Source organism: Trueperella pecoris, from assembly GCF_014926385.1.
GTDB classification, from domain to species: Bacteria; Actinomycetota; Actinomycetes; order Actinomycetales; family Actinomycetaceae; genus Trueperella; species Trueperella pecoris.
On record NZ_CP053291.1, the window covers coordinates 1734258 to 1756501 of the forward strand.

General features: G+C 62.2%; 26 protein-coding genes. 25 read left to right on the forward strand and 1 reads right to left on the reverse strand.

The features are described 5' to 3' along the window. Positions 1–48: 48 nt before the first annotated feature. From HLG82_RS08010 to HLG82_RS08095, 18 genes are all read left to right on the forward strand, one after another. Positions 49–429 carry an HNH endonuclease gene (locus HLG82_RS08010; protein ID WP_193326324.1) on the forward strand — a complete coding sequence of 127 codons (381 nt, stop codon included), beginning with the start codon at positions 49–51 and terminating at the stop codon, positions 427–429. A 244-nt stretch (positions 430–673) separates the two neighbouring features. After that, on the forward strand, positions 674–1249 hold the full coding sequence (locus HLG82_RS08015; protein ID WP_193326325.1) for a P27 family phage terminase small subunit: 576 nt from the start codon (positions 674–676) through the stop codon (positions 1247–1249). An 88-nt stretch (positions 1250–1337) separates the two neighbouring features. Further along, positions 1338–2525 carry a methionine adenosyltransferase gene (gene metK, locus HLG82_RS08020; RefSeq protein WP_193326326.1) on the forward strand — a complete coding sequence of 396 codons (1188 nt, stop codon included), beginning with the start codon at positions 1338–1340 and terminating at the stop codon, positions 2523–2525. Continuing rightward, on the forward strand, positions 2497–3747 hold the full coding sequence (locus tag HLG82_RS08025) for a site-specific DNA-methyltransferase (RefSeq protein WP_193326327.1): 1251 nt from the start codon (positions 2497–2499) through the stop codon (positions 3745–3747). Before metK ends, HLG82_RS08025 begins: the two co-directional genes overlap by 29 nt. A gap of 144 nt (positions 3748–3891) precedes the next feature. Continuing rightward, positions 3892–4077, forward strand: coding sequence for a cell division protein (locus tag HLG82_RS08030; protein WP_193326328.1), 186 nt, complete (start codon positions 3892–3894; stop codon positions 4075–4077). Beyond that, complete coding sequence (locus tag HLG82_RS08035; protein WP_193326329.1) at positions 4074–4745, forward strand: hypothetical protein; 672 nt, start codon at positions 4074–4076, stop codon at positions 4743–4745. Before HLG82_RS08030 ends, HLG82_RS08035 begins: the two co-directional genes overlap by 4 nt. Positions 4746–4939: 194 nt before the next feature. Further along, a complete protein-coding gene (locus HLG82_RS08040; RefSeq protein WP_193326330.1) occupies positions 4940–5227 on the forward strand; it encodes an Nmad4 family putative nucleotide modification protein in 288 nt (95 codons plus the stop codon). Positions 5228–5259: 32 nt separating this feature from the next. Then, positions 5260–5550 (forward strand): pseudouridine synthase, encoded by a 291-nt coding sequence (locus tag HLG82_RS08045; RefSeq protein WP_193326331.1) that lies wholly within the window; start codon positions 5260–5262, stop codon positions 5548–5550. 110 nt (positions 5551–5660) lie between these two features. Beyond that, positions 5661–7259 carry a terminase large subunit gene (locus HLG82_RS08050; RefSeq protein ID WP_193326332.1) on the forward strand — a complete coding sequence of 533 codons (1599 nt, stop codon included), beginning with the start codon at positions 5661–5663 and terminating at the stop codon, positions 7257–7259. 27 nt (positions 7260–7286) lie between these two features. Then, on the forward strand, positions 7287–8603 hold the full coding sequence (locus HLG82_RS08055) for a phage portal protein (RefSeq protein WP_193326333.1): 1317 nt from the start codon (positions 7287–7289) through the stop codon (positions 8601–8603). After that, the gene (locus tag HLG82_RS08060) at positions 8600–9454 is read left to right on the forward strand and encodes a head maturation protease, ClpP-related (protein ID WP_193326334.1); all 855 of its coding nucleotides are present in this window, start codon (positions 8600–8602) and stop codon (positions 9452–9454) included. The genes HLG82_RS08055 and HLG82_RS08060 overlap by 4 nt, the downstream gene beginning before the upstream one ends. A 20-nt stretch (positions 9455–9474) precedes the next feature. Then, positions 9475–10692, forward strand: coding sequence for a phage major capsid protein (locus HLG82_RS08065; protein WP_193326335.1), 1218 nt, complete (start codon positions 9475–9477; stop codon positions 10690–10692). A gap of 35 nt (positions 10693–10727) precedes the next feature. Continuing rightward, positions 10728–11060 (forward strand): head-tail connector protein, encoded by a 333-nt coding sequence (locus HLG82_RS08070; protein ID WP_193326336.1) that lies wholly within the window; start codon positions 10728–10730, stop codon positions 11058–11060. Next, positions 11060–11398 carry a phage head completion protein gene (locus HLG82_RS08075; protein ID WP_193326337.1) on the forward strand — a complete coding sequence of 113 codons (339 nt, stop codon included), beginning with the start codon at positions 11060–11062 and terminating at the stop codon, positions 11396–11398. The genes HLG82_RS08070 and HLG82_RS08075 overlap by 1 nt, the downstream gene beginning before the upstream one ends. Then, positions 11391–11825, forward strand: coding sequence for an HK97-gp10 family putative phage morphogenesis protein (locus HLG82_RS08080; protein WP_193326338.1), 435 nt, complete (start codon positions 11391–11393; stop codon positions 11823–11825). Before HLG82_RS08075 ends, HLG82_RS08080 begins: the two co-directional genes overlap by 8 nt. Then, positions 11822–12178, forward strand: a complete 357-nt coding sequence (locus HLG82_RS08085; RefSeq protein ID WP_193326339.1) for a hypothetical protein — start codon at positions 11822–11824, stop codon at positions 12176–12178. Before HLG82_RS08080 ends, HLG82_RS08085 begins: the two co-directional genes overlap by 4 nt. 2 nt (positions 12179–12180) lie before the next feature. Continuing rightward, on the forward strand, positions 12181–12768 hold the full coding sequence (locus HLG82_RS08090) for a major tail protein (protein ID WP_193326340.1): 588 nt from the start codon (positions 12181–12183) through the stop codon (positions 12766–12768). A 12-nt stretch (positions 12769–12780) separates the two neighbouring features. Continuing rightward, positions 12781–13179, forward strand: coding sequence for a hypothetical protein (locus HLG82_RS08095; protein ID WP_193326341.1), 399 nt, complete (start codon positions 12781–12783; stop codon positions 13177–13179). Between the two features lie 174 nt (positions 13180–13353). Here the strand turns inward: HLG82_RS08095 and HLG82_RS08100 are convergent, their stop codons facing one another. Beyond that, a complete protein-coding gene (locus HLG82_RS08100) occupies positions 13354–13755 on the reverse strand; it encodes a hypothetical protein (protein ID WP_193326342.1) in 402 nt (133 codons plus the stop codon). Positions 13756–13824: 69 nt separating this feature from the next. Here HLG82_RS08100 and HLG82_RS08105 point away from each other — a divergent pair, with 69 nt between their 5' ends. From HLG82_RS08105 to HLG82_RS08135, 7 genes are all read left to right on the forward strand, one after another. After that, positions 13825–16377: a phage tail protein gene (locus HLG82_RS08105; protein WP_193326343.1), complete on the forward strand. Its 2553-nt coding sequence runs from the start codon at positions 13825–13827 to the stop codon at positions 16375–16377. Beyond that, positions 16377–17069, forward strand: coding sequence for a hypothetical protein (locus HLG82_RS08110; RefSeq protein WP_193326344.1), 693 nt, complete (start codon positions 16377–16379; stop codon positions 17067–17069). Before HLG82_RS08105 ends, HLG82_RS08110 begins: the two co-directional genes overlap by 1 nt. Positions 17070–17144: 75 nt before the next feature. Then, entirely contained in the window at positions 17145–20060 is a 2916-nt protein-coding gene (locus HLG82_RS08115; protein WP_193326345.1) for a phage tail spike protein, read from the forward strand. 13 nt (positions 20061–20073) lie between these two features. Further along, positions 20074–20532, forward strand: a complete 459-nt coding sequence (locus tag HLG82_RS08120) for a DUF1617 family protein (protein WP_193326346.1) — start codon at positions 20074–20076, stop codon at positions 20530–20532. Further along, positions 20525–20701: an acetyl-CoA carboxylase gene (locus HLG82_RS08125; RefSeq protein ID WP_193326347.1), complete on the forward strand. Its 177-nt coding sequence runs from the start codon at positions 20525–20527 to the stop codon at positions 20699–20701. The genes HLG82_RS08120 and HLG82_RS08125 overlap by 8 nt, the downstream gene beginning before the upstream one ends. A gap of 84 nt (positions 20702–20785) precedes the next feature. Next, positions 20786–21253, forward strand: a complete 468-nt coding sequence (locus HLG82_RS08130; RefSeq protein WP_193326348.1) for a phage holin family protein — start codon at positions 20786–20788, stop codon at positions 21251–21253. Beyond that, positions 21250–22221 carry an N-acetylmuramoyl-L-alanine amidase gene (locus HLG82_RS08135; protein WP_193326349.1) on the forward strand — a complete coding sequence of 324 codons (972 nt, stop codon included), beginning with the start codon at positions 21250–21252 and terminating at the stop codon, positions 22219–22221. Before HLG82_RS08130 ends, HLG82_RS08135 begins: the two co-directional genes overlap by 4 nt. The last annotated feature ends 23 nt before the right edge of the window (positions 22222–22244 follow it).

Genomic DNA, 22244 nt, shown 5'->3' on the forward strand with positions numbered 1-22244 from the left:
CGGTAGCCCGTCTGGGGGTCAAACCATTTCTAGAAGGCGGTGAACGCGGTGCCGAAGAAGCCCAAACGCCCCTGCTCCCACCCAGCCTGTCCGGAGCTGACCGACACCCGGTTCTGCCCGGCCCACGCCAAGGAAGAGGACGCCCGCTATCGGAAGTACCAGCGGGACCCGAAGATCAACCGGCGCTATGACCACCGCTGGCGCAAGATCCGCACCGCCTACGTCCAGGCCCACCCGCTCTGCGAGGACTGCTTGGATGCTGGCCGGTTCACGCCTGCGGCTGAGGTCCACCACATCCTGCCGCTGGCGCACGGCGGCACCCACGACCTGGCCAACCTCCGCAGCTTGTGCAAGCCCTGCCACTCCCGCCAGTCAGCATGCGATGGCGACCGATGGAGGCAGCAACCAAGGGTCTACAGCTACGACTAACGCGCTGTGCCGCCGACTGTCGCGGCCTACCTGCTGACCCTCAACGATGCCCACCCTGGCGCTGTTCGCCCCATACGGGGCAACGTCGCGTGGCTGCGAGGGGGTGGGGGCGTCTGGATCTCTACCGCTCATCTGTTCCTCAGCGGGCGGGGCCAACCGTGCGCAAAATCTTGGAATCAAATGGGGTATTGACCCCTTACGCCCTCCACACCAGGGCACAACGCCCTCGGAAGGAGGCACTCTCGTGGCTAAAGACGGCACGAACCGTGGCGGACGCCGTGTCCGTGCAGGAGCGAAACCCGATCCGCTGAACGAGAAGCTCGCTGCAGGACGGCCCGCCACCCGGCTCACCACGCCGGTCGATCTAGACGTGTTTGACCTGGACGGCACCGACATCGGCGACGGCGCGGTGCTCGCTGGCGAGCCGATGCCAGAACCCGACGCGTATCTGTCGGCTGAGCAGCGCGACGGCCAACCGCTGGGTGCGGACCTGGTGTACCGGGAGACGTGGAACTGGCTGGATGAGCGTGGCTGCACCGAGTTCGTCTCCAAACGGTTGATTGAGCAGTACGCGCAGGCGTTCGCCCGCTACATCCAGTGCGAGCAGGCGATCTCCAAGTTCGGCCTGCTGGGCAAACACCCCACCACCGGAGCTGCCATCGCTAGCCCGTTCGTGGCCATGAGTCAGAGCTTCGGCAAGCAGGCGAATATGTACTGGTACGAGATTTTCGACATCGTGCGCGCCACCTGCACCACCGACTACTCCGGCACCACGCCAGGCGATGAGGTCATGGAGCAGCTGCTCAAAGCCTCCTCCTAAGGCCTCTCATCCCGCTCGTTTCGTTTCTGGCCTGCCCGGCACCCGGGCGGGCTTTCTTGTTGTTCGCTTTTGTGCAAGGAGCCCCCGCGTGTCTGTAGTGCGAAGTGCTGAATCTGTGTGTATCGGCCACCCCGACAAGCTGTGCGATCTGATCGCAGACCGCATCCTCGATGACATCCTCACCTGCGACCCGGCGGCACGCGTGGCCGTTGAGGTCATGGCAACTGGCAGGCGCATCATCGTCACCGGCGAGACCACCACCGTCCGGCCGCAGCTACGCGCCTGCACGCGGGAGGCGCTGCGCCGGGCCGGGTACAACCCGAACCGGTTTGTCATCTACGTGTGGGTGCGCCGCCAATCCGCCGACATCGGCGCAGGCGTCACCAGCTCGCTCGAGGCGCGTGCGGGTGACGAGTCGGCGTATGCGAGCCTGGGCGCGGGAGACCAGGGCACCGTCTACGGGTACGCCACGAACGAAACGCCCCAGCGCCTGCCGCTGCCGCTCGTGCTCGCCCACGAGATCTGCCGCCGCCTCGATGCCGCCCGCACCGACGGCACGATCCGTGGGATCGGCCCCGACGGCAAATCCCAAGTCAGTGTGGTCTACGACGAGCTGGGCACCCCGGTCGGCATCGACACCGTGATCGTCTCGATCCAACACGATGCACATAAAGACACAGGCGTTCTTGAACGGGAAGTGTGCACGCTGGTCGTCGCCCCGGCCGTCGAGGCGCACCTGCCCGGTGCCACGCCCGAGCGCGTGCTGGTCAACCCTTCGGGACGGTTCGTCACCGGTGGGCCCGGCGCTGACACCGGGCTGACCGGGCGCAAGCTCATGGTCGACACCTACGGTGGGCTCGGCCCGCATGGCGGTGGCGCGTTCTCGGGTAAGGACCCCTCCAAGGTCGACCGGACGGGCGCGTACATGGCTCGCCTGATCGCAAAGACCGTGGTGGATGCGCGCCTGGCCGAAGAATGCCACGTCGCTATCTCCTATGCGATCGGTAAGGCCGACCCGGTCGCGTTCCACATCGACACCTTCGGCACCGGTCAGCACCCGGCCTGGCTGCTCACCGACGCCGCCCAGGCGATCTTCCCGCTGCGTCCGGCCGCGATCATCGAACGGCTCGGCCTGCGAGCCCCCATCTACGCGAAGCTTGCCACCTACGGGCACATGGGACATGGCCTGAGCGAGTGGGAATGGACCCTGCCTTACACCGACGCACTTCGAGAAGAGGTGAACCGCCGTGCTCATCAAGCAGCTACCCATCGCTGAGCTTAAGCCCGCCGACTACAACCCGCGTAAGGACCTGAAGCCCGGGGATGCGGACTACGAGAAACTCAAGCGCAGCCTCACCGAGTTCGGCTATGTCGAGCCGGTGATCTACAACCACACCACCGGCCACATCGTCGGCGGCCACCAGCGCCTGAAAGTACTCGCTGATCTCGGCCACACCGATGTTGACTGCGTGGTCGTCGAATTGGACGAGACCCGCGAGAAGGCCCTGAACGTCGCACTGAACAAGATCAGCGGCGACTGGGACGAATCCAAGCTGGCCCTGCTCATCGCCGACCTGGACGCGGCTGACTTTGATGCCGAGCTCACCGGCTTCGACGATGACGAAATCCAGGCGATGATTGGCTCCCTCGACGATGACGAGGTCACCGATGACGGCTTCGATCTCACGAAAGCACTCGAGGCCGCCTCGTTCGTCAGGCGCGGGGACATCTGGACCGTCGGCAGGCACCGGCTCGTCTGCGGAGATGCCACCAACGCAGACGATGTGGCAGTGCTCATGGACGGCAAGAGCGCGAACCTGGTGCTCACCGACCCGCCCTACAACGTGGCCTTCGAGTCCTCCGATGGGCTCACGATCAAAAACGACGCGATGAAGGCAGACTCCTTCTACGAGTTCCTGCTCGCATCGTTCACGAACATGGCGGGCGTGTGTGAGAAGGGTGGGTCTGCGTATGTGTTCCACGCCGACACCGAAGGGCTGAGCTTCCGCAAAGCGTTCATCGACGCCGGGTTCAAACTCTCCGGCTGCTGCATCTGGGTCAAAGACTCCCTCGTGCTGGGACGCTCGCCGTACCAGTGGCAGCACGAGCCCGTGCTCTACGGGTGGAAGCAAGGTGCCAAGCACAAGTGGTTCGCTGATCGGAAACAGACCACGATCTGGAACTTCGCCAAGCCGCGAAAGAACTCCGACCACCCTACGAGCAAGCCGCTGGACCTGCTGGCCTATCCGATCCGCAACTCAACCCAGGCAAACGCGATCATCCTCGACACCTTCGCTGGCAGCGGTTCGACGCTGATAGCCGCCGAGCAGACCGACCGCATCGCGTACCTCATGGAGCTGGACGAAAAGTACGCCTCGGTGATCCTGCGCCGCTACGCCGAGGCGACCGGGGACGCAGCCGGGATCACCTGCCAGCGCGACGGCGCCCAGTACACGTACCTGGATCTGGTCAAACAGGTCGACCGCGACCGCGAATAAACCCCGGAAATGCAGGCAAAACAGGGGCGTGAAAATGAGCCGTAGATGAGGGCAAAAACGACTGGATAAGCGGAAAAACGTATGGCTGTATGTACATGACCACAACACCCCCACACCGGGGGAACCGAGCGAAAAGGACTGGTCATGAGTGAATTACACAGCGAAATCAGCGAGCTCATCGCAGTCGGAGTCAACGTCTACGACCCCGAGGAAACCCTGCGGGTTGCCACAGCTCGCGGCGATCAGCTGGTGGTGCGCGTGATCGAGCACGACCCGACACGTTTCCTCAGCATGGTGGCCGCCTGGTTCGAGCAGGAGGTCGTGGCATGAGCATCCTCGCCTTCACCCCGCACAAAACAGGCAGGAAAAAGCTCGCCCAGCTTCTCGCCGACCACCTTGGCGTCAAGGCCACCTACATGGGCACGCCCTCGTTTGCCTACCAGATCGCAGACGCCACGCTGGATCGGGACTGGACCCTCTACTTGCCAGATGGCATCGAGGCGCAGGCCGTGCTCGAGGCCGCCCGCCAGGCAGACTTTGCCACCACCGACCCGGGCGAGGTGGCGTTGACGGTCACGATACCCACCACCGGGTGGAGTGAGCGCACCCGTGCCAACCTCGAAGCGCTCCTGGGAGCCAAAGGGCCACTGATCGCCAAGGCCCTGGGCATCCCGGCCACACCCGTCGAGTTCAACGATGACGAGACAGTTTCGTTCCCGTGGTGTGAGTCGATTACGCCGGAGACGGCACGCGAGGCGGTGATCCCGCTTGTGTCCAAGCTCTGCCAACGCGCCCGGGAGGCAACCCGAATCCGGGCCACACCGCCAGCACCGGGCAATGACAAGTACACGATGCGCTGCTTCCTGCTCTCCCTGGGCTTCATCGGCCCCGAACACAAGCAGGCGCGGCGCATCCTGCTGGCAGGCCTGGAAGGCGACGCCGCCTGGCGCACCCCAGCAAGTAAGAAGGAGAACCGGCGCATCAATCGCAACGCATGACCTGCTGGTACCCGGAAACCCTGCCACGAGCGGGGTTTCCCCTCGTCACAAGCCTTGTTTCTCGATGGTTTTCCCTGAGTGTTGTAGATCCCAAAAATAGTGCCTGATCTGGGCAAATACGACTGGATAAGCGCCCGCACCTATGGCTGTATGTACATGACGAAAGAACACCTCCTGAGGAAAGGAAAACAGCCATGAACACCACCGAGAAGCTCACCACCGAATCCCTGCAGATGCGCGTCGACTCCTTCGGGGCGGTGCTTGCACACGGCGACTACACGCTGGCCACCTTCGCGACCTGGACCAAGAAAGACGGCTACGGCAACAGCGCCCAGGTCTACCGCCTGGCCGAAGCCCCGATCGACGGCTTCGGCCCGAACGCACGCGGCCGCAGCGAATGCGCCCTGGAGCTCATCGCCGAGGCCGACCACCTCTTCGCAGACGCCGGACACGCCATCGCCTGGGCCCTGACCCAGATCTAACCCACACCCCACACAGGCAAGGAGGACACGCGATGGACGCCACCTACGAGCTGATCACCAACCACCTGGAGATCCCCGCCGACGCGGTGGCGCACGGTGACATCCAGGCCACCGCCGAGATCCCCTTCAGCCTGCTGGAGGAGCTCGCCGAGGAGGTCGGGGCCGAGAAGATCCCGGTCCACACGCTCAGCCGCGTGGGCTGGCACTACACCAGAGCCGATCAGATCATCGCTCTGGCCAGGCAGCGCGGCCTGTCCGATGGGCGCTACGGCGGCTTCGACACCGACCAGGTGGTCGCCGACTTCCGCCACACCTACTGCTAACCCCTCGCACCGCCCCGACCACCCCAACGGATCGGGCCTGGCCCCACACCGATCGTTTCGCCCCACACGGTTGGGGCTTTTCTTACGCCCAGGAAGGAGCTGTCGCCACGATGACGAGCACGTATCAGCCGACCCGGTTCATGGCAGACGGCTCCACCTACAACCAGCACAAAGCGGATTTCGCTGTCGCATTCATTCAGGCGCTGCGCCACACCAAAGGCCGCTGGGCAGGCACACCGTTCACGCTGCTCGGCTGGCAGGAACAGGTCGTGCGGGACCTGTTCGGCACCATCAAACCCGACGGCTACCGGCAGTTCACCACCGCGTATGTGGAGATCCCCAAGAAGCAGGGCAAGTCCGAGCTGGCCGCTGCGATCGCGTTGCTGCTGACGTGCGGGGATGGAGAGCAGGCCGCCGAGGTCTACGGGTGCGCGGCAGACCGCCAGCAAGCCTCGATTGTGTTTGAGGTGGCAGCCGACATGATCCGCCAATCACCGGCCTTGTCGAAACGGGTGAAGATCCTGTCCTCCCAGAAGCGGATCATCTACAAACCCACCAACAGCTTCTATCAAGTGCTCTCCGCTGAGGCGTATTCCAAGCACGGGTTCAACATCTCCGGTGTGGTGTTCGACGAGCTGCACACCCAACCCAACCGGGCCCTGTTTGATGTGATGACCAAAGGCTCTGGTGACGCGCGCACCCAGCCGCTGTACTTCCTCATCACCACCGCAGGTACCGACACCCACAGCATTTGCTACGAGCAGCACCAAAAAGCCCAAGACATCCTGGCGGGCAAGAAACACGACCCGACGTTCTACCCGGTCATCTACGGAGCCGACCTTGAGGATGACTGGACGAGCGAAGAGGTGTGGCACAAAGCCAACCCCAGCTTGGGGGTGACGGTGCCGGTCGAGAAGGTGCGAGCCGCCTGCAACAGTGCCCGCCAGAACCCAGCCGAGGAGAACACGTTTCGTCAGCTGAGGCTCAATCAGTGGGTGAAGCAGAGTGTGCGGTGGATGCCCATGCACATCTGGGACGCCAACGCCGACCCGGTAGACCTCGATGAACTGGAAGGCAGACCCTGCTATGGCGGCCTAGATCTTGCCTCCACGACGGACATCACCGCGTTCGTGCTCGTATTCCCACCCTACGGTGAGGACGAGAAGTACCGGATCGCCCCGTGGTTCTGGATCCCCGAGGACAACCTGGAGCTGCGTGTCGCGCGCGATCACGTGCCATACGACCTGTGGCAGTCCCAGGGCTATCTGGAGACCACCGAGGGCAACGTCGTGCACTATGCCCACATCGAACGCCACATCGAAGAACTGGGCTCCCGGTTTGATATCCGCGAGATCGCCTTCGACCGGTGGGGTGCGGTCCAGATGAGCCAAAACCTCGACGACGCAGGCTTCACCGTCGTCCCGTTCGGGCAGGGCTTCAAGGACATGAGCCCACCGAGCAAGGAGCTCATGAAGCTCGCTCTCGAAGGGCGCTTCGCCCACGGCGGGCACCCGGTCTTGAGCTGGATGGTCGACAACATTCACGTGCGCACCGACCCGGCAGGCAACATCAAACCCGACAAACAAAAGAGCACCGAGAAGATCGACGGGGTCGTCGCCGTCATCATGGCCCTCGACCGCTCCATCCGAGGTGGTGGTACCCACGCAGGCACCTCGGTGTACGACTCGCGAGGCCTACTCGTCCTCTAACGCTTCGACTATGGAAAGAAGGCCCCTGTGGGTGTTTTTGACTGGCTCAGACCCGCGCAACGTCAGGTGACGAATCACCAGCTGTCGGCGAACTACAGCTTCCTGTTTGGTCCCACCAGTAGTGGCCGGTCGGTGACCGAACGCTCAGCGATGCAGATGACCGCCGTCTACTCCTGCGTGCGGATCCTGGCCGAGGCGATCGCGGGCCTGCCATTGCACGTCTACCGCACCGAGCTGGAGGGGTCGAAGGTGAAAGCCACCGACCACACTCTCTACCGGCTCCTGCACGATGAGCCCAACCCAGAGATGACCAGCTTCGTCTTCCGCGAAACCCTCATGACCCACCTGCTGCTGTGGGGCAACGCCTACGCCCAAGTGATCCGCAACGGCCTCGACGAAGTCATCGGCCTCTACCCGCTCATGCCCAACCGAATGAGCGTAGGCAGGGACGATGCCGGACGCTTGTACTACGAGTACCAGACCACTTCAGACGAACCGTACGGCCAGTGGCAGCGGATTCGGCTGTCACCGGCAGACGTGCTGCATATTCCCGGCCTTGGTTTCGATGGACTCGTGGGCTACAGCCCGATTGCGATGGCGAAGAACGCGATCGGCATGGCCATGGCCACTGAAGACTACGGTGCGTCCTTCTTCGCCAACGGAGCCGCTCCCGGAGGCGTGTTGGAGCATCCGGGCACGATCAAAGACCCGAGCCGGGTGCGTGAGTCCTGGCAGCAGACTTTTGGTGGTTCCAGGAACGCGAACAAGGTCGCAGTGCTGGAAGAAGGCATGAAATACACGCCCATCTCCGTCTCCCCAGAACAGGCTCAGTTCTTGGAGACACGGAAGTTCCAGATCAACGAAATCGCGCGCATCTTCCGCATCCCACCTCACATGATCGGCGACCTTGACAAGAGCTCTTTTTCGAATATTGAGCAGCAGTCGTTGGAGTTTGTGAAATACACGCTCGACCCGTGGGTCATCAGATGGGAACAGGCCATCACCAAAACCCTGCTGTCGGCCCGTGAGAAACCTTCGGTGTTCGTGAAGTTCAACGTTGAGGGCCTCCTGCGCGGCGACTACGTCTCCCGCACGAACGGCTACGCCCTCGCCCGCCAGAACGGGTGGATGAGTGCGAACGACATCCGCAGCCTGGAAAACCTCGACCGCATCGCCCCGGAGGAGGGCGGTGACCTGTATTTGGTGAACGGCAACATGCTGCCGCTTGCGATGGCCGGAGCCTACGCGAGCACCGCTGCCGGGGAGGTGGAGTCTGTCGGGCAACCATCACCGCCGCAGGACACGCACTCGAGACAAGAACATGATGGAAGGAGGAGCCGGTGAAACGGTTCTGGAACTGGGAGCCACCCGCTCCCAACCACGATGATGACCCGGCAGGTAGTGATGCCAGCCGGGTTTTGCGCCTTAACGGGGTGATTGCTGAGGAGTCGTGGTTCGACGACGACATCACCCCAGCCCTGTTCGCCAGCGAGCTCAATGCAGGTTCGGGTGACGTGACCGTGTGGATCAACAGCCCTGGCGGGGATGTGGTTGCTGCCGCGCAGATCTACAACATGCTCATCGACTACCCAGGTCACGTCCGCGTCCACATCGATGGCATCGCTGCCAGCGCCGCCTCGGTGATCGCGATGGCCGGATCAACCGTTGCCATGAGCCCAGTATCGATGATGATGATCCACAACCCCGCCACCCTGGCCATTGGGGACGCCGATGAGCTCGGGCGGGCGATCGACATGCTCTCAGCCGTCAAAGACTCGATCATCAACGCTTATGAGCTCAAGACCAGCCTGTCACGGGCCAAGCTTGCGAAGCTCATGGACGCCGAGACCTGGATGGACGCGCGTGCTGCGATCAGCATGGGGTTCGCCGACGAGTACCTCACTGGCAAGACCGACAAGCCTGACCGTCCTGACGAGGACGATGAGGCCCCGGAGCCGGATGACGGTGCCCTCGAAGAAGAGTCGCCGCCCGGTAAACCCAAGCCGAGCAACATCACCCCGCTGAGCAGAACTGCTGGCGGGGTTCTTTATGCCCGCAAGCCTGCTGAGCAGCGCCTCGTCGCCCGGCTCACCAACACCCCACCCACTGTTCCGCCACCAGCCCCAGCGCCTGCCCGGACTACTGGCCGTCGAGTCGTTGACCTGTACGCCGCCCTGATCAACCACACCCACTAACTCTCAAGGAGAACCTTCTGATGTCTACGATGACGATTTCTGATCTGCGCACCAAGCGTGCCGAAACCTGGGAAAAGGCCAAGGCCTTCCTCGACGAACGCCGCGACACCGACACCGGCTACCTGAGCGCTGAAGACGACCAGACCTACGCCCGTATGGAGGCCGACATTGAACGGCTGACCGCCGAGATCGCACGCTCCGAGCGCGCCCAGCGCCTGGACGCTGACCTCGCACGCGCCACCCACGCACCCCTGACCTCCATGCCCGGCCAGACCGGCGACCCAGAACCTGCGAAGACAGGTCGCGCCACTGCGTCGTACAAGCGGGCGTTCTGGGATGCTATGCGCCTCAACGCCAGCCCACTTGAAGTTCGCAACGCCTTGTCCGAAGGAGTGGACACGGAGGGCGGTTACCTGGTGCCGGATGAGTTCGAGCACATCCTCGTGCAGTCGCTGGCTGAGCAGAACATCATGCGCTCCTTGGCCAAGGTCATCCAAACCACCAGTGGCGACCGCAAAATCCCCGTTGTCAGTACGCATGGCACGGCAGGCTGGCTCGATGAGGGCAAGCCGTACACCGAGTCGGATGAGACCTTCTCCCAGGTGACGCTCTCGGCGTTCAAGCTCGGCACCTTCCTCAAGATCTCTGAGGAGCTGCTCAACGACGCCGCGTTTGATGTTGAGGCGTACCTGGCTGTGGAATTCGCTCGTCGTATCGGTGCCGCCGAAGAAGAAGCCTTCCTGGTGGGCACCGGCACGGGTCAACCCACCGGGATCTTCACTGCTGGAGGCGCCGACGCGGGGGTGACCACAGCGAAGGCCACCGACATCACCGCTGATGAACTGATCGACCTGCACTACAGTCTGCGTGCCCCGTATCGAAAGAACGCGGTGTGGCTGATGAATGATGCCACCGTGAAAACCGTGCGCAAGCTCAAGGACACCCAGGGCCAGTACCTGTGGCAGCCAGCCCTGACCGCCGGGTCCCCGGACATGATTCTCGGCAAGCCCGTCAACACCTCGGCGTTCGTGCCCGAGATCAAAGCCAGTGCGAAGACGGTGGCTTTCGGGGATCTGGGCTACTACTGGATCGCCGACCGACAAGGTCGCTCCTTCAAGCGGCTCAACGAACTGTTCGCCACCAGTGGCCAGGTCGGCTTCCTTGCCAGCCAGCGACTGGACGGCAAACTCATCCTGCCCGAAGCGGTCAAGGTCCTCACCCAGAAATCGGGCACCTAAACCGGAACTCTCCAAGCAGGGAGGTGGCAGCACCCATGACAAACACGCACACGTTCGTTGATGAACTCGTGGAGCAGGTCAAAGCCAACTTAATTCTCACTCATGATGAGGATGACGCGTTGATCGGCTCGTTGGTGGGGGCTGCCACCTCCTACGCCACCGCCTACCAGCACTTGGACGAGGGGCACTACGCGCAGCACGACATGTCGGGCACTACCCGGCAGGCCGTCATCATGCTCGCCAGTTACTTCTATGAGTCGCGGGACGGGTCAACGGCAGGTTTCTGGGCCGACAAACCCGATGCTGCCAGGGCCGTGTGGAACGCAGTCAACACGCTGCTGCGCCTCGACCGCGAATGGAAGATCTGATGGCAGCCATCGGGAGCATGCGCGAGTCCCTCGAACTCATCGCCCCGGTCACGGTGCGGGACAAGGCAGGGTTCACGACCACGCGGGACGAGATCGTCGCCACCGTGCGCGCGTATCGGGAAACCCGGCACGCCTCAGCAGCCTGGGTGAACCGAGCTGCTTTTACGAACGCGACCGTGCTGTTCCGTATCCGTGTCATTCCTGGCCTTGAGGTGACGGAGGCGATGGAGATCGCCACGGTTGATGGCCGGTTCGTGATCGACACGGTCGAGGTGATCGGCAGGTACGTCGAAATCCTCGCCCACACCACCACACCCGAAGGAGACACCCATGGCTAAAGCACACATCGCGTTGCCGAACACGTTCATCGATGCACTCGACGCCGCCAGCACTCTGCTGGACACCGCCGCCGATGAAGTGCTCAACGCTGGAGCTGCCGTGGTTGAACCGCGTTTGCGATCAAACCTATCTGCCGCCATCGGCCATACATCTGCACCCTCGCGCTCGACCGGGCAGCTGCTCGCCGCGCTCGGCACAACGACGGTGAAGGTGAACTCGAAGGGTGAGCACAACGTGAAGATCGGGTTCGGTGAGAACCGGCGCGATGGCAGATCCCACGCACTGATCGCCAACGTTCTCGAACACGGCAGAAGTAATCAGCCTGCCCGGCCTTTCCTGGCACCCACCCGCAGCCAAACACGCCGCCCGGCAACCGAGGCCATGAAGCAAACCCTTGCTGCCCGGATGAATCAGGTCGCACCATGACCGCGTTACTCGAACGTCTCACGGACGTGGCTGATCAGCTGGGTTTACCGATCGCGGTCGGCCTCTACACCCACGCGCCCGCCCCAGGCACGTACCTGGTGGCCACCCCGATCGCCGACACCTTCGACGTCTTCGCCGACAACACTCCCGACGTCGAGGTCGAAGAAGTGCGCCTCGCACTGTTCACGAAAGGCAACTACCTACCCGAACGTGACCGGATCACCGCCGCCTTGCTGGAGGCGGGGCTGGCGATCACGGCACGGCGCTACATCGGCTTCGAAGCGGACACCGGTTTTCACCACTACGCCCTGGATGTGGCTGCCTACACCCCTTATGACATGAAAGGACCCTAACCATGGCCACCATCGGACTCGACAAGCTCTACTACGCGACTATCACCGAAGACCCCACCACGGGCGAGGAAACCTACGCCACCCCCACTCAGCTTGCTAAAGCCATCAGTGCTGAGCTCTCTGTGGAACTGGCAGAAGCAATTCTGTACGCCGATGACGGAGCGAGCGAGATCGTGAAGGAATTCAAGTCCGGTACCCTCACCCTCGGCGTGGATGACCTTGGCACCGAAGCAACCTCCGCACTCACCGGCGCACACGTCGATGCCAACGGGGTGCTGATCTCCACCTCGGAGGACAACACAACCCCGGTCGCGATCGGCTTCCGCGCCGCACGCTCCAACGGAAAGTACCAGTACTTCTGGCTCTACCGGGTCAAGTTCGCCCTGCCCACCACGACCCTGGCAACCAAGGCCGACTCCATTACGTTCTCCACCCCGACGGTGGAGGGCACAATCCTGCGCCGAAACAAGCCAGACGCTACTGGTAAGCACCCGTGGAAGGCCGAAGTCACCGAAGGGGCTGCTGGAGTGAAGGACGAGACCATCAACGCCTGGTACCAGGCCGTCTACGAACCCGCCACCGCAGAGTAAGGAGCCCCCAACATGAGCACCAAGAAAAAGACCACGTCTGCTGCCACTGTGACTATCGGTGGCAGCGAGTATGAGTTGATTTTGACCACGCGGGCCACGCGTGAGATCGCTGCCCGCTACGGCGGGCTGGAGAACCTCGGCGAAGCCTTGGAGACCAGTGAGGACTTCGCCCACACGCTCGGTGAGGTGATCTGGCTGATCACTTTGCTGGCGAACCAGTCGGTGGCGATTCATAACCTCACCCACCCAGATGACCCGCAGACCGAGTTGACGGTGGATGCGGTTGAGCTGCTGACCGTGCCTGCCGATCTGTCGGAGTACCGCTCTGCGATTGCTGCCGCACTCCAGCACGGAACCCGCCGCACGATCGAAACCGCACCGGTCCCAAAAGACCCGGCATCGGGCGCGTAGATACCAGCCCAGCCGCCACTTTCACCCGGCTTACCTACATTGGCATGGCGCACCTGCACCTGCGCCCACTCGAGGTGGAACTCATGGTGTTCGGGCAGCTGCTTGATTTGGTGGATTGCTGGCTGATCGACACCGGCAGAGCCGAACCAGTCAGGTACTGGTTCATCGACGACATCATCCCCGCTGGGATTTAGCCAGGTCTGCGATCAGATTCCAGGGCAGGTGCGTGCGCACGAATCCGCTTCGCCTGCGCCTGGGAATGCTCAACGCTTCCTCGGTGACCCGCTGGAGGAGAGTGGTGTCTGCTCCGAGTGCTTCAGCAATCCACATCAGCCCTTCGGGGTGTTGGAGCCGGTTATAGGTCGTCTTGGCTGACCGGTTCGGTGCTTGCCGGGTAAACGCACCACTGCCGGTGGTTGCTTGTGAGGCGAACCAGGTGGACATGTGCTCACGCTGCGAGGACCACCACCGTCCCTTCTTCTGCGGGTCGGCATGTTCCATCGCATCTGAGATCGGCAAATGCTCGGGCAACCCAGCCAGCAACCGGGCGAATCGTCGCACATCAATGTCGCTCACTGCCGCCCTCCTTACTGCTCGCGCTGACTCTTATTCCTCAATTCTCCCGTAGGAGGTGACCTTCACGCCATGGCTGATAGCTCTTTCGGACTCAAGATTGGTTTGGAGGGTGAGCGGGAGTTCAAGCGCGCAATCACCGAGATCAACCGCGAGATGCGGGTGCTGGGATCGGAGATGAAACTTACCGCCTCACAATTCGGTAAGAACGAAAGTTCTGCTGCGTCGCTGACGGCGAAGAACCAGGTGCTGGCCAAAGAGATCGAGGCTCAGCGCTCCAAGGTGGAGACCCTGCGGGCGGCGCTCGACAATGCTGCTGCCTCGTTTGGGGAGAACGATTCCCGGACGAAGAACTGGCAGATCCAGCTCAACAACGCCCAAGCAGTCTTGAACGGGCTGGAGTCTGAGCTTGAAGACAACAATGATGCGCTCAAGCAGTTCGCCGATCACACTGACGATGCCGGTGATGACGCGCAGGATGCCGCCCAGCAGGCTGGCAAACTCGAAGACGCTGTCGATGATCTCGGCGGTGAGATGGATGACACCTCGGGCAAGACCCGCATCTTCGGCGACGTCCTGAAAGCCAACCTCGCCTCCGAAGCAATTGTTGCCTCGGCCAAAGGTATCGCTTCTGCTGTCGCCGGTCTTGCCAAGGGGTTCGTGGGCGCGATGAAAGACGGCGTGGAATACAACGCCCGCATGGAGCAATACACCACCTCCTTCACCACGATGCTCGGTGACCAAGCAAAAGCCCAGCAGCTCGTTAACGACCTGAAGCGTGAAGCCGCGCGGACCCCGTTTGGTATGGAGGATCTGGCCAAGAACACTCAAACGCTCATGGCGTTTGGTATCTCGGCTGAAGAAGCTCAACTGTGCCTAGGTCAGCTCGGCGACATTAGCCAGGGTGATGCGCAGAAGCTTGAGTCGCTCACGCTTGCGTTCGCGCAAATGTCCTCGACCGGCAAGCTCACCGGCCAGGATCTCAACCAGATGATCAACGCGGGCTTTAACCCGCTCGAGGAGATCTCCCGTAAGACTGGTAAGTCCATCGGTGAACTCAAAGAGGAGATGGGTAAGGGCGCGATCAGCGCCGACATGGTTGCTGACGCCTTCGCCAGCGCGACTGAGGAGGGTGGCCGGTTCTATGGGGCGATGGACGCCCAATCCCAAACCTTCTCCGGTCAGCTCGCGACCCTGGAAGACGGTGTCGCCAACCTGAAAGGCGTGCTGGCTGAAGGGTTGTCGGACACGCTGGCAGGCACCGTCTTGCCGATGGTCAACGGCTGGGTGGACGAGCTCACTGCCGCGTTTGAGGAGGGCGGTGCTCCTGCCTTGATCGACACGTTCGGTCAGATCTTGCAGGAGGCGTTGGCGTTTATTGCTGAGCAGTTGCCTGCGGTGATTGAGGCGGGCATGTCCATCCTCATCTCCCTCATCGAGGGCATCGTCGAAGTCCTGCCCTCCTTGGCTGAAACCGCCATCCAGCTTGTGACCGCCTTGTTGGAGTCGATCATCGAGGCGTTGCCGATGCTTCTTGACGCAGCGCTTCAGGTGATCGGCACCCTTGTGGCCGGTATTGCTGAGGCGTTGCCGGAGCTGATCCCAGCCGCGATTGAGATGCTGCTGGCTCTCGTTCAGGGGTTGATCGACAACCTACCCATGATCCTAGAAGCCGCGTTGCAGTTGATCATGGGGCTCGCGCAGGGGCTGCTCGAAGCACTGCCGGTGCTCATCGAAGCACTGCCTGCAGTCATTACCGGGATTGTTGAGTTCCTGGTGGCGGCGATTCCGCAGCTCATCGAAACCGGCATCGCCCTGCTCACCTCGTTGGTGGAGGCGTTGCCAGAGATCATCACCACGATCGTGGCCGTGTTGCCGCAGATTATCGCCGCGATCGTCTCAGCGATCGGGAATGCGATCCCGCAACTGGTCCAAGCAGGGATCCAGTTGTTGACGGCGTTGATCACGAATCTGCCGCAGATCATCTCCACCATCGTCGCCGCGATCCCGCAGATCATCAGCGGCATCGTAGGAGCCGTCCTGAACGGTGTCGGCCTACTGGCATCAGCTGGTGGTGACCTCGTGCGTGGTCTGTGGAACGGCATTCAAGGGCTGGCCGGGTGGCTCTGGGACAAGGTGATGGGCTGGTGCGGGGATATCTGGAACGGGATCCTCGGCTTCTTCGGGATCCGCTCACCCTCAGCCGAAATGGCCTGGGTGGGCGACATGCTCACCAGGGGCCTTGCCGGAGGCATCGAAACCACCGGAGGCCGGGCTGTAGCCGCTGCCGAAGATGTTGCCGAGGACACCCTCGATGCCATGAGCGCGCTCACCGACGGGCTCAGCGTCCCTATCGACACGAACCTTGAGCCGGTGACGGTACCGCAGGTGGATCTGCAACCGGTACCGGTGAGTGTTCTGCACGCGGCTTCTAGCGCTGCTGGTTCTGGTGGCGCAACGGATGTGGAGGCGATTGTTGACGCTACTGCACAGCGTCTCCTATCCGGGCTGGATATCAAGGTCGTCCTCAACGACGGCACTTTGGTGGGCAAGCTCGCACCTGGCCTGAACCGGCAACTGGCTCGAATCAACACCCACCACGTAGTGCTGACAGGAGGTGTGTGATGCGCAGTTTCACCCTCAACCACACCACCACCTCGACCGAGCTGGGACTCAGGCTGACTGGGCCGGTTCAGTTGCCAGCCGCCCGGCGGGTGGTCGATGACATTGAGGTGGCAGGACGGGCAGGCAAGCTCACCCGCTTCGGCGGCTGGGCCGACACCTTGCTCGCCCTGCCGCTGGCCGTCGACACCACGCTGGGCGTGGAGGCATATCGGAAAGCTGCCATAGCGCTCGCTAAAGCCTTAACGATTAGTTTCTCGGGTGCGCCGGGAGGGTTCACCAAGGTCAAACACGCAGAGATTTCACCGCTTCGCCGGGAGCTAGTCTCGTGGGGGTTCTTCGACGCCACCCTTGTCTGTGAGCCGTTCACCTACCTTGACCTCGGCCTGGACCAGCACACGCTCACCACCTCGGGGACGATCACAAACCCCGGCCTGATCGAGTCCGATCCGGTCATCACGCTCTTTGGCACGGGAAATCTGACGCTCACAATCAACGGCACCCCATACCGAATCGGCGCACCTTCGGGGCAGGTCACGGTGGATTCAGCCCGGCTAGTGGCTCACGTGGCTGGCCAGGTGCTAACCGATGCGCTCACCGGCGAATTCCCCACACTGAAGCCGGGTGTCAACCGCATCACCCTTGGCGCTGGTATCAGCCGGGTTGAGGTGGTCGGGAACTGGCGCAACCTCTAAACCCTTCCGTCTATCCCTCTGCCCGCGTGCTGCTGTGCATCGCGGGTTTTGTTGTCTTAGGAAAGGACACTGGCGATGCTGACTGTTCACGCACCGAATGCCACCTCATTCACCGCCACCGGGCTTGGGCTCCTCGACCCCCACATTATTGAAGCCCGTGTGGTGGAGGAGCTTGACGGCCAGTACGCGCTGAGCCTGGTGTATCCGGCGGACGGCCCCCTTGCCGAGAAGCTCACCCTCGAGACGATTGTGGCCGCTCCTGTGCCGGGTAACGAAGTTCGTCAGGGGTTCCGCATCCACGAAGTCACCACCACGCTCGACGGGCTCCTCGAAGTCACGGCGTTTCATGTGTTCTACGACCTGGCGGGGAACTTCATCGCCGACACGTTCGTGGTAAACAAGACCGCCAAGGGAGCCCTCGATCAGCTCCTGCACGCCGCCACCACCCCGCACGGGTTTACCGCAACCAGCTCCGACACCGCCACCAGAGCCACAGCTCGACTCGTCCGGATGAGTCTCGCGTCTGCGCTCATGGACACCGGTCAAGACAACACCTTCGCCTCCCGTTGGGCAGGTGAAATCACGCGCGACAACTGGCATATCCACCACTCTGCCCAGCGCGGCCAGGACCGTGGCGTTGTGATCCGGGACCGGAAGAACCTCACAGGCTACCAATCCGTCGTGGACCTCACCAGCGTGGTCACCCGGGTCGTGCCGGTCGGCTATGACGGAATCACCCTGCCCGAGCTCTACATTGACTCGCCCAAACTTGACACGTATGTGACGCCACGTATCCGGGTTATCCGCTACCCACACATCAAAGCAATTAGTAACCCCGAGCGTCCCGGTGAGGACGAAGTCCCACTCGACGACGCCCACACCCTACTGCGCGAAGCCGCACACGCAGAGTTCACCAAAGGCCGTGTGGATGAGCCTGCCGCCTCCTACACAGTGTCATTCGTCGAGCTCGCCACCACCAAGGAGTACGCCGACTTCGCTGACCTCGAAACCGTGATTTTGGGTGACACGGTCACCGTGCGCCACGCCGACCTCGGCGTCGCGCTGACCGCACGAGTCGTCGGCTACGGCTACGACCCACTCACCAGAACCTATGTGTCGGTCGAGCTAGGCTCGGTAGCAGGAAAATTCACCTCCATCACCCGACAAATCACCTCAGCAGTAAACGCGGCTGAAGTGGCCCAGGACTTGGCTGGTGTCGCGCTGGCATCAGCGGACGGGAAAACCACCAACCACTACGGACCCATACACCCCGCCACGGCTCGGCTTGGGGACACCTGGTTTCGAAACAACGGCGAAAACGTCGAGATTTGGGTTTACCAAATTACCGACACCGGCGAACCTGGCTGGGTGGCGCTGGCCACCGACTTGAACCACGCACAGGTCACCGCAGAGCTCGCTACTGCCCGCGCCGAGGTTGAGGCCGCACAGCAGGCCGCTGACGAAGCGAAGGCCACCGCCACGGCTGTTTCTACCCGGATGGACTTAGCCGAAGCCGACATCGATCAGGCACGACAGGCCGCGATGGGTGCGGAAGCCAAAGCTGCAGAAGCCGAACTGGCTGCCGATGAGGCTGCCGCGCAAGTGGAACAGTACGACGAACTCATCAGCCAAGCACATGCTCGAGCGGATGAGGCGTACCAGAGTGCCGCTCAGACCTACGACAGCAGCGAAGCGTGGTTCTTGCAGCTCACCAACGCAGACCAGGACCTGTCGTCGTCACTGTCGATGCTCTCAAACGATCTGAACCTACGGGTCAAAGCGGGCGAGATCATCTCGCAAATCAACCTCTCGCCAGAGACCATCCTCATCAGCGGGAGCCGTATCCACATCAGCGGTGCAACCACGATCGATGAGGGCACCATCATGACCGCGATGATCGCAAACGCCGCAATCACAGACGCGAAGATCGCCTCCCTGTCGGCAGCCAAAATTACGACCGGCACCCTGTCAGCGGCGAGGATTGCGGCAGGTTCGATCACGAGCGACAAGCTCACGATCGCCAGCGGGTTCATCATGACCGCGATGATCGCAAACGCCGCAATCACGGACGCGAAGATCGCCTCCCTGTCAGCGTCGAAGATCACCACCGGGACACTCGCAGCAGCCAGGATCGCAGCAGGCTCGATTACCAGCGACAAGCTCACCATTGCCAGCGGGTTCATCAAGACGGCGATGATCGCAGATGCGGCAGTCACGTCGGCGAAGATCGCAGCATTGGATGCGGGAAAGATCACCACCGGCACCCTGTCGGCAGCCCGCATCGGGGCAGGGTCAATCACCGCAGACAAGCTCGCCACCAATGCGATCCAAGTTGGCCTTGCCGGGTGGAATTCCAGTATTCGCATTAGCCCGACCCAGATCGGATGGTATTCGGGGACGAGCCTGGAAGGGACGATCACTTCTGCTGGTCTGAAGTTTTGGTACGGGACCCGCTACATCGGGGAAATGGCCAGGCGAGCGAAGAAGGACGCCGCCGATATCCAAGGCATCGTCAACCAGCTCGCTTACCGGGGAGACTACATAGCCTGGAGCTACCAGACGACCTCCTCGGGCGACTACTACACGTGCCTCACCTTGGATCCGAAGGGCCGGTTCTACGGACGCGCCGGTATCCACCTTGGAGCTGACCTGCGGATGAACGGCAACAAGGTCTACACCTCCGACACCCGTTACGTCATGTTCCAAGACGTGACCTTCACCGGCAAAGGCACCTACGCCACACTCTCGGGCTCGAACGGGCTGGCACGGATCGGGTTCCACACCTACGACCTGCTGGTCACAACCAACGGCACCTTCTACAACATGTCACGACTCTTTGACAGGGTCAAAGACCTGATGACCCGAGTCAACTCGCTCATTGGCCGATTGAATTACGGCTGGATCGTCTCTATCTCAGGCTCCGGCTCAAACATCACCTGGAAGAACTACGCCAATACCGGCCTGTCGACCATGTCCACCACCCTCGCCTAGAAAGGGCCCCATAATGCGCCTACTCATTACCAACCGCCACCTCGGCCCCATCCACGACCTTTTAGAGGCTATGGAGCTACGCCCCGCTCAGTCGCGGGCGCGCTCCAAGCTGCTGGAACTGGTCAAGGATGCGCAGCTGCGGTTCGGGGCCGACGAATACGACCTCGTCACCGCCCACGCCATCCTCGATGACACCGGTAAACCCTTCATCGGCCAGGACGGCACCTTCCAGCTCGCTGAGGGCACCGACCTGGGCGAGTTCCTCACCCTGCGAGAACAGCTCTTGGACTCCGTGGCGGAGGTCGATGGCCCCACCTACACCGGCCATCTCGCTGATGTTGCACAACTGCTTTCCGACTATGACGAGTCGCTGTCTGGACAGAGCGCCGAGGCATACAACGTGCTCTACGACGCTGTGGAGGCCGCGCTGGGGGAAGCCGCGAATACGCAGGGCAGTGAGACCCGTGAGTGAACTGCCTCAGGAGGTGGTAATTCATCCGATCGAACCCGCCTCGCCCGACCCCGTCCCCGTCCCACCAGCCAAGGACGCCCCAATCCCGGTCGAGGAGGTCAAGCCATCGACAGGCGGACTGGATTTAACTGACCCGATCCTGGAAGTACTCACCAACCCCAACTTGTAAACCATCTGGCCCACCCCGAACGCCCGCACCCCGCTGCTTGGGTGCGGGCTTTGTCGTGTGCCCAACTCTTGTGAAAGGAGCCCCATGTCGCTCAAAGCTATCTGGGCCACGATCCAAACCGGCCTCGCCGGAGTTGCAGCCGCGATCGGCGGATTCCTGGGCGGACTCGATGGCCTGATCTACGCCCTCGTCGCGTTCGTGTTCGCTGACTACATCACCGGTGTGCTCGCCGCGATCGCTGAACGCCGGGTGTCGAGCGCGATCGGATTCAAAGGCATTAGCCGAAAGATCGTGCTGTTCGCACTCATTGGCCTTGCCCACCTGCTCGATGTACACGTCATCGGCACCCCCGGTGTGCTGCGCACCGTAACCATCGTGTTCTACCTGTCCAACGAAGGCATCTCCCTGCTGGAAAACACCACCCGGTTAGGGCTTCCCGTGCCCAGGCAGATCCGGCGCGCACTGGACCTGATCACCCGTGACGTCGAAGGCAAACCCGACCTGGAAAACCACCCCAACCACACCACACCTGAACTGGAGCAAAACTCATGACCTTCTCACCCCTGTGCAAGCACACCGTCTCCACGAAGAACTACTCCTCCCGGTCAGGAAACCGGATCACCCGGCTAATCATCCACTACACCGCTGGCGGCACCGACGAATCGAACGTGCGCCTGCTCTCACGCTCCCACGAGTACGGACGCGACGTGTCCTGCACGTATGTGCTGCGCCGAGACGGCAGCCTGGTGGGTATCGTCCCCGAAGAATACCGGCCCTGGACCTCCGGCAGCTTCTCTGCTGATGCGCCATCGGTCACGGTCGAAACCGTCATCAGCCCCAAGGGGCAAGCAACAGCAGCGCAGATGGAAACCCTCGCCAGACTCGCAGCCGACCTGTCCAACCGCTACGGCTGGGGCGCACTGAACCGGTCGAACATTCGCGGGCACCGTGAATTCGCTGCCACGGACTGCCCAGGCCCCTACCTGTGGCCGCGTATGGATCAGATCGTGACTCGCGCCAACCAACTCCGCACCGGCAACAAACCCACTCCTGCACATGCACCTGCCGCTGACATTGAGTCACTTGCTGATGCGGTGATCCGTGGCGAGTACGGCAACGGCCAGGAGCGCAAACGCAAGCTCGGCTCGAAGTACTCGGCAGTGCAGGCACGGGTCAACGAGAAGCTGGCAGGTAAACCTGCACCGACACCGAAACCTGCAGCCAAGCCCGCCCCACCTACCGGCAACATTGACGCCCTGGCTGATGCCGTCATTCGTGGCGAGTACGGCAACGGTGAGGATCGCAAGCGCCGCTTGGGTGCTCAGTACGCGGCCGTACAGAAACGCGTCAACGAGAAACTCGCAGGAGAGAACACTGCAAAGCCTGCCGTGAACATCGATGCTCTGGCTGACGCCGTCATTCGTGGCGACTATGGGAACGGTGAGGAGCGTAAGCGCAGGCTCGGTGCGAACTATGCCGCCGTGCAGGCGCGCGTGAACCATAAGCTCGGCATCCGATAGGTAGCGCGCAGTCGCTGAGCTTT